Genomic DNA, 7,121 nt, shown 5'->3' on the forward strand with positions numbered 1-7,121 from the left:
AATTACCAAGGAGATAATGGTTGGTACTCTTCGAATGGAACAAATGGTGATGCAATTAAAGGTATGGCTTCTGGAAACTATGATAATTACAAAGGCGACGATATCTCTTGGATTTATTATTATGGAAATAATACAACTACAATTCATACTTTCTTAACTAATGATTTAAATTTTGAATACCAAGGTGACAACGGATGGTGGTCTTGTGAGAAATAACTATGCCTAACACCGTGTATAATTCATTGCTAGTACTCGCCTACTTACGAAAATCCTCGCGGATTTTCTATTCGGTTTGTATTTGCTAATTTAGTTGCTGAAAGACGCAACGAAATCATACACAAACACGTTGTGTGTAATATTAACCTAGAATATGGAAAAATCGGAAAATTTTAAGTTTAAATCTGAACTACTAAATAATAATTTCGATGTAATTTATGCAACCTATCTATCCTATAAAGGACTAATTACTGATTATAATCTAAAACTGGATACAGAAGATGAAATTGACTCTCGAACATTTTTTTATTCACTTTATGATGTTACTTTAAAACATTGGAACAATGTCTACCCGAAATTTGTTCTGAACCCAATTAAAGATGATATTACTGAAGCCTTTGTAAAAGCTTTAAAGACTGATTTTAAGTTAAAAAAGCCTTCAAAGTTTAATGAAAAAATATACTTTGTTTATTACTACATACTACAATATTTTTCAATTGGTATTAAGCCCTATCACGAATATGATTCTTTTCCTAACTTAGGTTTAAAAACTGCTGATTCAGGAGATTTAAATCTATTACTTTATAGTTTATTTCAGAAATTATGGGATGAATTAGAAATTGAATCGTTAATTGATGAGGAACTATTTGACGACCGAACAGAGTTTTATGATTCAGAAGTTCAGTTCTTAAGCGAGTTTTTATCAAGATGCTGGAATGAAGCTAAATCGCTTACAAATATCAAGGCAATTGGAATTCTTGGAGAAGCTACAGCAGTTGGAGAAACATATAGTTTAGACGATAATAAAGTTTTAGAAGATTATGATGATAATCCAATTTACCATTAAACTCATAAAATACTACACACAACAAAGAACTGAGTTAAAAAACAAGTCATTTGTAAGTTAATTTTGAAACAAAGTTCTCATCATAGGGCAATCCGCTCTTTGCAATGGCAAAGGCCTGTTTTAACAGTTTATTTGCCACGGCTATTAATGCCATTTTTTACTTTTTCCCTTTGCCACTAATCGTTCATAAATTTCTCTACATGCTTTATTGTGTTTACACGCCGAAAAAGCACATAAAAACAATAAATTCCTTAATTTCTTATTCCCTACTTTACTTATCCTACTTCGCCCTCTAACACTGCTGCCCGATTCTCGTATGGTTGGCGTGATGCCAACATAACTGCACAGTTGCCTCGCCATTTCAAACTTCTTGAACCCATCGGTAACAACTATTAAGAACAGAGCCGTTTTTTCGCCCATTCCCGGTATACTCTTCAGTAACGTTAACTGATATTGCTGGTCTTGCTTCACAAGCTCTAGCAATCGAGATTCCAGTGCGGATACTTCCATGTTTAAATGTTTTAAATTCCGCTTTAACGAACGGTACACAAACTTTGATGGAACGCCCAAAACTTCTTCTGCTTTTAATTTGTTTTTTGTGGCTGTTCTATGTTTTAAATAACTGTCCAATAACCTGAAGAGCTGCAAACATTCTGCCTGTACATCGGTTAAGGCATTATACATCGGAACTTCATTCATTTGTCCATATTCACTGATGGCTTTAGCATCGCTTTTATCTGTTTTCACCTTGGCCAATTTCATTTGAACAAAACGCTCTGCCGATAAAGGATTAACTACCGATATCAACACGCCGTTTTGATACAAATACTGAGCTAAACGATAGTGATAATAGCCTGTAGCTTCCATAACCACTAATGCACCTTTGGGTAAACTCTTTAGAAAACTTTTAAAACCCCGGTCATCATTTGTAAACTGATTATGACCTGTTAATGAACCATGGACATCATAGACATTTTTACTAATGTCGATTCCATAAATTTCTTTATATTTATTCATAACAACTGAAATCTGGAAAGAACGCGTCTACTAACGTTTCAAAAACTTGAAATCGAGATCTAGGTCTCACAGAACTGATCGAAATCTTAGTAGGAAAAAAGAGGGGATTATCAATGTTGTCGAAGTCCAAAGCTTCACCGTGTATACTAATCTTATTTCTCTCTTTTGTTCGTTCTATTTATTAACTAAATGTAAGGAAAGACAAACTTAAGATGTGTATAAAAAATAGCGGTTTAATCGCTTAAACAAAAGATAAATAATAAAATAAAGGTCAGTTATAAACCAAAAAGTTTGTGCTTAAAAATCCGCTACTTTTCATATACAAAACCGTTGTGGGTAATTTAACAAACCAACGTCTGAACAAAAACTACGAATTTATGGAATACGTGAAACCTGAAATTATAAGCTTAAAAAATAATTCTGAATTTAACGAAAAATGGCTACAAGCTAAAATTGAAGAAGATCCTTCAATTATTGGACTTGGCGATTTGGAATTTAGAGATACAGAGAAAATACAAGTTGGTGGCGGAAGACTTGACACAATTCTTTACGACCCAGAAGACAAAAGACGATATGAAGTAGAAATTCAATTAGGGAAGACGGACGAAAGCCACATAATCAGAACAATTGAATATTGGGATTGGGAAAGAAAGAAAAACCCTCAATATGAACATTGTGCTGTAATAATCGCAGAAGATATAACAAGTCGATTTTTAAATGTCATCTCACTTTTCAACGGTTTTATACCACTAATTGCTATTCAGGTCAAAGCAATCAAAGTTGATAACAAAATCTCGTTGTTTTTTACTAAAGTACTTGACGAAATTAAATTGGAATTCCTCGATGAGGATACTCAAACAGAAACGACCGATAGAGATTATTGGGAAAAAAAAGCCACAAAAGGCACTCTAAAGCTAATGGATAAAATTTTTGATAAACTCAATGGAATTACATTAGGCTATAACTTAAAATACAACAAATATTACATTGGCTTAGAACAAAATAATATGGCGAATAATTTTATTAGTTTTAAGCCAAGAAAGAGTACTGTAATTGTAAATTTAAAAGTTGAAAAAACAGAAGAATTAGATACAATCCTCGAAAATTCAGATATTGATTTACTATCATATGACAATCAATGGAAGTTATACAGATTTAGATTGACTGACAATGATTTGAAATCGGAAAACAGTATGGGGATATTGAAGAGGTTTGCTGAAAAAGCAAAAGATGAATATAGAAATTGAAAAAAACGAAATGATAAAAAAAACTGCATATATATTAATCGGAGATGATAAAACAGGTAAAACTACATTTCAAAAGTACCTGATTTTACATTTATGTGGAATTGACAAGTTTACTAAATTAAACACAAATTTAGTTCACTCAATAATACACCCTGAAAGCCCAAGAAAACTTAAAACCCTATTTACAATTAATAGAAGTATACAAGAAAAAGTGGGAGATTATAAAACTATTGATAATTATTTTGACAAGTTTTTTAAAGATGCTGATATCTGTATATTATCCTCTCATTCTCACGGAAACAGTATTGACGATATCAGGAGAATGATTGAGAGACTTAATGAAAAGTTTTATAATGTTGAATCTGTCTTTTTTACTAATCACCTGAACTCTAACACTCAAGAAATTAGCAAATTGAATTGGCAATCAAGAAATTTAATTGAAAATCCAATTAACAACAAAGAATGGGAAAAACAAATAGAACTTGGAGCAAAATTTTTTGGAGATTTAATTATACGTTACTCTAAACTGAATTAAAAAACTACCCACAACAATGAACTAATCTAAAATCTAAATATTTTTTGATCAATTCAAAGAATAATATGGATCATAAGGCAATTAGACTTTGTAATGGCAAAGGCTTGTTTTGTTAGCTTATTGCAAACCGTAATCAAAAATAGCTTTTTACTTGTCCGTTTTGCTACAATTATACTAAACCATGCCTTGCACTATGTGTTGTACACACAAGTGGTAAAGCTGCACAAAAGGAGGTGGTTCTTAAGTGAACCGTCACCGAAACAGAATTACAAACAGATAGTTGAGTAGTATAAAGGTCAATAAAATATTCAAGTAATACCTAGCTATATTAGCAAACTATAGAATCTGATGAACTTAAATTTGACATCATTGCTAAAAGTCAAATAGGTCTTTGAACTCCACACCTAATCCGTAGGCCAATTTAATAAGTGTTTTAATCGTACAGTTCATGAGCCCCCGCTCAATGCGCTGAATGGTGGATTTCTCCATAAGAGCCTCGAGTGCCAGATCTCTCTGGGACATCTGCCTTTCTTTTCTCAATCTTCGAACTCTCTTGCCAAACTGCTTTAAAAAATCTTCTGAAGATAGAAATTCTTTATCGGTATGCGACGTATCCATATTACCAAAGTAGAGGTACTAATAAAAATAAAAGGCTAATTATAATTAGCCTTTTAAAATAATTGTTTATGTTTGTCTCTAAAGACTAATTATATACAGCCTATAAAACAAAAGGGCAATCAAAACTACAATTATGAAACACTGTATTTTCTTTCTTATATGGACTTTAGGGTTCAGTACTCTTGGGTATGCCCAAGAGCTCGAACAAGACACTGACAGTAAGCGATGGCACTATACCAAAGTATTTGAAGCCAATGGCGTATCTGCCAGCAAACTCTACAAACGAACCCTCAACAACTACGTGCCGCAGGCTAACATTATCCAATCAACCATTGAGAATGAGAAAGTAGTAATTCGGTACCAGTTTCGATTGGGAACGTTCAAATATGCAAAGGTTACCGAAACATTTGACATAAAGGATGGACGGATTCGATGGAGGTTGAGCGACATCGTCTACCTCAAAGCGGTCACCAATCTGTCGAAGTATAAAAAACTTGATAATACCCATGATAAAAAAATCATCAAAAAGATCAACAAACTCTTGTCACAAGCCATAAAGGACGTTGAGGACAAAATTATAAAGATACCCCTTGAAAAAGATGATTGGTAAAAAATTGTATTAACTAAAACTATATAATCGAATGAAAACAAAAACAGTCTATTACCTAACATTTGTACTTACAATGCTCGTGTGCATTCAGAGCCATGCACAGAACAGAGGAACATTGCTCAACCCCTTTTTGGGAATCGCAGGAACCAGGGGATCAGATGAAATTCGGACACCATCTTTCGGTGCCACTGCAGAGTTCTTTTTGGACGAGACCTTTTCCGTCGGGGCAATCGTCACCTACAGTACGGTTGAACCAGAGGTAAGCTTTACAGATGAAGATACTCAAACCAATGGTCTGACCATCGGGGCATTTGCCAATTATTACTGGACTGACAGTGAGAGCTTCAACTTTTATACGGGCATTGGCCTTGGCTATGACGGTCATGACGGCCCTTATGTAGATGGTTCGATATATTTTGAGATCCATGCAGGAGGACGGTACCAATTGTCGGAAAACTTAGGGTTGTTCGCTGAACTGGGCTATGGATTAGCGTTATTTAAACTCGGCATGAGTTTTAAGCTATAGATCGATAAAACCTAATTCTTTTATGTTTTAAATTGATGGACACCCCTCAATACCTAGATGTATTGTGGGGTGTTTTCCATTATGCAAATCCAATACTTTTAACCTTATCAAATAAATAACTGTTCTTCACTTCTAATTTTTTATACAAGCGATAGATGATAAAGTGGAAAATCTGGATAAACAAAACCACTAAAGAGAAATTGCAATAAGTGCACAGGTCTGCTGTTTCGACAACTGGTTTTTTACAGTCTGGAGAGTTTGATGGGGAAATATCTAAACTCATTTTCTATATCTAATATTGTTGAGCCATACACGGCCTATAAAACCATTATCAACTATATCTGTTATTTTGCCTCCTTCTTCAAATTCATCAAGCAACATATACTAATAATCGTTAGGTATGCCACATTCTGAGCTATTTTCTAAATAAAGTAACAATAAAAACACCTATGAGGTGTTCTATTCAACCATATAAAAGTGGGTCACGCCAAGAGATACGGCATCGAAAGCCCCGGTGACGTACTTCTCAGATTCATTGATTTTGCGAGGTTCCCGTAACTTACGTTCCATGTTCTTGACATTGCCCGCAATCACACAGGCAATCTCGTGTTTGGTATGTGCATTGAAGTTGCTAAAGACATAGCGTATATCATTACGTGAGTATCTGCGAACCTTCAAATGCTTCTTTTGAGCATAGAGATATATGCTATCGAGCACTTTCTGAATACGCTTTGACTTGCGAGAGCCAATGCCTTGGTAGTCCTCAATGACAACGATATGTGGTTTGTAGTAGTTGATAATCTCCTTGATCCGCTTCAGTGATTGCTTGTTCGATATGGGACGGATGTTTACGACTTGGGACACCAGTACATTCAGTGCGTTGGTCATCACGGCATACCCAAAGCCAATGGCATTTGGGTACAGTGCCAGTACCAACTGTTCCTTCTTCTTTTCGATAGGCTTAGATGTCATACGTTTTTGTGTTCTTTAAGTCGTTGACAATGGCATTGATATATGCTGTACTCTGGACACTCTTTGGTGTTAGCTGTACATCACGTTCAGCAAGAAGTAAAGAGCTTCGCTCAATCAGTGACTGTTTCACTTCTTTTAACAGGGGTGCCAGCAGTTCTGAAATGGGCACACCAAAGAGGATATGGTACATCAATAGTATCTGTGGGGTCGGCATTCGCTTTCCTCGCTCGTACCGAGCGAGGTTACCCGTATCCATGTTAAGCAAGAAGGCGACATCCCGTTGCGTAACTTCGGCATCGGTGCGAACCTGCCTTAGGGTATGTGTTGTGGTCATAGTAAAGTTTATGGCGATGAGGGTTATGCTCTCATCGCCATATTCAATTGTAGGAAATCAAAAACTGAATCCCAAGACGTTGTTATGCATAGCAAAATTGTCCATACGGACAATTTTTTTCGTGGTCGTGCCACGTTCTGTGATTAAGGTGTGGAAATGGTGGTGCGTACAGGATGGGTCTGGTGATATTCAACGCAAG

Annotated in this window: 9 protein-coding genes and 1 pseudogene; 6 read left to right on the top strand and 4 right to left on the bottom strand. The window is 35.3% G+C overall.

What is annotated here, in order from left to right:
- A partial coding sequence (locus tag KCG49_RS16060) for a hypothetical protein (protein WP_218547970.1) occupies positions 1 to 216 on the top strand: 216 nt, incomplete at its 5' end.
- Positions 217 to 370: 154 nt separating this feature from the next.
- Positions 371 to 1,063 (top strand): hypothetical protein, encoded by a 693-nt coding sequence (locus tag KCG49_RS16065; protein ID WP_218547972.1) that lies wholly within the window; start codon positions 371 to 373, stop codon positions 1,061 to 1,063.
- Positions 1,064 to 1,109: 46 nt separating this feature from the next.
- Here KCG49_RS16065 and KCG49_RS16070 read toward each other — a convergent pair.
- Positions 1,110 to 2,080, bottom strand: a pseudogene (locus tag KCG49_RS16070) (IS110 family RNA-guided transposase).
- A gap of 377 nt (positions 2,081 to 2,457) precedes the next feature.
- On the opposite strand from KCG49_RS16070, the gene KCG49_RS16075 reads away from it, so the two are divergent.
- On the top strand, positions 2,458 to 3,327 hold the full coding sequence (locus KCG49_RS16075; RefSeq protein WP_218547973.1) for a hypothetical protein: 870 nt from the start codon (positions 2,458 to 2,460) through the stop codon (positions 3,325 to 3,327).
- Positions 3,311 to 3,862: a hypothetical protein gene (locus tag KCG49_RS16080; protein WP_218547974.1), complete on the top strand. Its 552-nt coding sequence runs from the start codon at positions 3,311 to 3,313 to the stop codon at positions 3,860 to 3,862. Before KCG49_RS16075 ends, KCG49_RS16080 begins: the two co-directional genes overlap by 17 nt.
- A 372-nt stretch (positions 3,863 to 4,234) precedes the next feature.
- Here the strand turns inward: KCG49_RS16080 and KCG49_RS16570 are convergent, their stop codons facing one another.
- On the bottom strand, positions 4,235 to 4,480 hold the full coding sequence (locus KCG49_RS16570) for a helix-turn-helix domain-containing protein (protein WP_218547975.1): 246 nt from the start codon (positions 4,478 to 4,480) through the stop codon (positions 4,235 to 4,237).
- Between the two features lie 133 nt (positions 4,481 to 4,613).
- On the opposite strand from KCG49_RS16570, the gene KCG49_RS16090 reads away from it, so the two are divergent.
- A complete protein-coding gene (locus KCG49_RS16090) occupies positions 4,614 to 5,090 on the top strand; it encodes a DUF4468 domain-containing protein (RefSeq protein WP_218547976.1) in 477 nt (158 codons plus the stop codon).
- 31 nt (positions 5,091 to 5,121) lie between these two features.
- Positions 5,122 to 5,616: a TonB-dependent receptor gene (locus KCG49_RS16095; protein WP_218547977.1), complete on the top strand. Its 495-nt coding sequence runs from the start codon at positions 5,122 to 5,124 to the stop codon at positions 5,614 to 5,616.
- Between the two features lie 459 nt (positions 5,617 to 6,075).
- Here the strand turns inward: KCG49_RS16095 and KCG49_RS16100 are convergent, their stop codons facing one another.
- Together KCG49_RS16100 and KCG49_RS16105 are read right to left on the bottom strand one after the other, a co-directional pair.
- Positions 6,076 to 6,588 (bottom strand): hypothetical protein, encoded by a 513-nt coding sequence (locus KCG49_RS16100; RefSeq protein WP_218547978.1) that lies wholly within the window; start codon positions 6,586 to 6,588, stop codon positions 6,076 to 6,078.
- Positions 6,578 to 6,922, bottom strand: coding sequence for a helix-turn-helix domain-containing protein (locus KCG49_RS16105; RefSeq protein ID WP_218547979.1), 345 nt, complete (start codon positions 6,920 to 6,922; stop codon positions 6,578 to 6,580). Before KCG49_RS16105 ends, KCG49_RS16100 begins: the two co-directional genes overlap by 11 nt.
- Between the last annotated feature and the right edge of the window lie 199 nt (positions 6,923 to 7,121).

This window comes from Winogradskyella luteola (assembly GCF_019203985.1).
Lineage (GTDB): Bacteria > Bacteroidota > Bacteroidia > Flavobacteriales > Flavobacteriaceae > Winogradskyella > Winogradskyella luteola.